Source organism: Oscillibacter sp. (assembly GCF_032060045.1).
Lineage (GTDB): Bacteria > Bacillota > Clostridia > Oscillospirales > Oscillospiraceae > Oscillibacter.
Map to the genome: position 1 here is coordinate 115,514 of NZ_DAMBZJ010000004.1, position 2,426 is coordinate 117,939.

General features: G+C 59.1%; 2 protein-coding genes and 1 pseudogene. All 3 read left to right on the forward strand.

Annotated features, from left to right (window positions below):
* On the forward strand, positions 1-763 hold a 763-nt coding region (locus tag RT018_RS03190), incomplete at its 5' end, for an NYN domain-containing protein (protein WP_312939179.1).
* Positions 764-1,021: 258 nt separating this feature from the next.
* Complete coding sequence (gene recO, locus RT018_RS03195; protein ID WP_312939182.1) at positions 1,022-1,774, forward strand: DNA repair protein RecO; 753 nt, start codon at positions 1,022-1,024, stop codon at positions 1,772-1,774.
* A gap of 45 nt (positions 1,775-1,819) precedes the next feature.
* Positions 1,820-2,426, forward strand: a pseudogene (locus RT018_RS03200) (endonuclease MutS2); the annotation flags it as partial.

Sequence of the window (2,426 nt, forward strand, 5' to 3'; positions counted from 1 at the left end):
CCGCGCCCATGTGAACAGCGGTTTTTCTCCGGACGGAACGCCCATGAAGCGAAGCGATTCCGGCCCTTCGTCCACCCGCTCCGCCGCCTATGCGGGGACCATGGAGCAGGACAAGGAGCTGCGTGCCATCTTCGAGCGGACCTACGGCCCCGTGAAGCGCAGGACCTTTCAAAAGCCATTGCCCGCCGTCGACGCGGCCCCGGCTTATCGCGCCGCGTCTCTTCCAGCAGGTCCGGAGTATTTGATGGTGGACGGGTACAACGTCATTTTTGCATGGGACGAGCTGAAGGCCGCCGCGGCGGAAAATCTGGATGCGGCGCGGCGAATGCTGTGCGATTTGATGAGTGATTATCAGGGTTTTCGCAAATGCCGGGTTATCGTGGTGTTTGACGCGTACAAAGTCAAGGGCGGCGAGGAAACCGTGGAAAAGTATCACAATATTCATCTGGTGTACACCAGGGAGGCCGAAACGGCCGACGCCTATATCGAGCGGACCACCTATCAGCTTGGACGGGAGCACCGGGTACGGGTCGTCTCCTCCGACGCAGCGGAGCAGATGATCATTCTGGGCCACGGGGCGCTGCGGGTTTCCGCCGCCGCCTTTCGGGAGGAAATGGTTCAGACCCGAGGAGAAATCAAGGCGGTTCTTGAAAAAAACAATCTCGCCGGAAAAGTCCGGCCCATGCACGAGGCCCTGACAAAAGCGCTGGAACGGCAGCGGCAGGCCGGAGGGAAGCCAGGCGATTCGATTGGCGGCCAGTGAAGGCGAACAACCGCGGTTTGGGGCGAAGCTCGCCTCTTGCGAAGCGGCGTTCACCTTGCTATAATAGGAAACAGACCCGGGTATTTACAGGGACTTGGGGCATAATTTCGACAAAATGGGACAAACTTCTCCAAGAGGTGATGAATTGTGACGGCTGATACCTGCTGGACACTGTTTTGGACCACCGGTGCGCCGGAATATTATGAGATGTACCGGGAATTTCTGGAGGCAACCGCCCCGGAATGAGGAGGGGAAACTGTGAGCGATCTTGTGACCCGGGGCGTGGTGCTTCGGGAGACGGAGACAAAGGAATCGGACAAAATCCTCACCGTGCTCACCCCCGACCATGGGAAAATCTCCGTGATTGCCAAGGGGGCGCGGCGGAAAGGCTGCCGCTATGCCGCCGCCTGCCAGGCCCTTGCATACAGCGAATTGACGCTGAATCGCCGGGGGGACTGGTATTATTTAAACGAGGGAACCACCCTGTCCCTGTTTGACGGGCTGCGGGCAGATTTTGAAGCACTGGCGCTGGGCTTTTACTTTGCGGAGTTGACCGAGGCTGTTTCCTCTCCCGAAATTCCGGCCCCGGAGCTTTTAAGCCATCTGTTGAATGGGTTGTATGCGCTGGATACCCTGAAAAAGCCCCGGCGGCTTGCCAAGCCTGCCTTTGAGTGGCGGCTGATGTGCCTTGCGGGGTATGAACCGCTGGTAGACGGATGCGCCGTATGCGGCAAAGAGAATCCCGCGGACGCGCGGCTGGACCCGGTGCAGGGCGTTTTGCGCTGCGCCGCTTGCGGCGGTCCGGGCGGCGGGGGAGCGCTCCCTCTGCGTCCGGAGGGGGTGGCCGCTTTGCGGCACATTGTCTACGGTCCACCGGGGCGGCTCTATGCGTTTACATTGACGGGGGAGGCACTGGAACAGCTTTCCAACGCGGCGGAGCGGTATGTGTCTGCGCAGCTTGAGCGGAGCTTCCGCACGTTGGACTACTATAAAAGTCTGACAAGCTTTTAATACATTTTATACGGTTAAAGACGTTTTATACGAAAAGGATCGAATATGAGCGAATTGTTTCAAAAATCTATGCGCACGCTGGAACTGTTCAGGGTGCTTTCCCTGTTGGCGGATCAGGCCGTGAGCGACGAAGCCAAGCGCCGTGCCTTGGCGCTGACGCCGGAGACGGAACCGGAGGAGGTTTTGCGCCTGCTGGACCAGACTGACGCCGCGCGGGAGATGATTGGCCTGCGGGGCAGCCCCTCCTTTTTCGGAGTAAAACCGGTGGGGGAAGCGCTGGACCGGGCGGACCGGGGCGGCGGGCTGAACACACGAGAGCTTTTGATCATCGCGGGCCTTTTAACTGCTGCCCGGCGAACCAGAGAATATTTTTCCGATGGTACGGGCGAGAAAACCGCCGTGGACCACCTGTTTTTGTCTCTCCACGGCAATCGGTTTTTGGAGGAGCGGATTAAGTCCGTCATTCTGGACGAGGACACCATTTCCGACAACGCCAGTCCAGAGCTTAATGACATCCGCCGCAAAATGCGGGCGGCGCAAGCGAAAAGCCGGCAGGTGCTCCAGCGGATCATCTCCTCTCCGGCTTACAGCAAGGTTTTGCAGGAGAGCATCATCACCCAGCGAGACGGGCGGTTTGTGGTTCCTGTGAAGG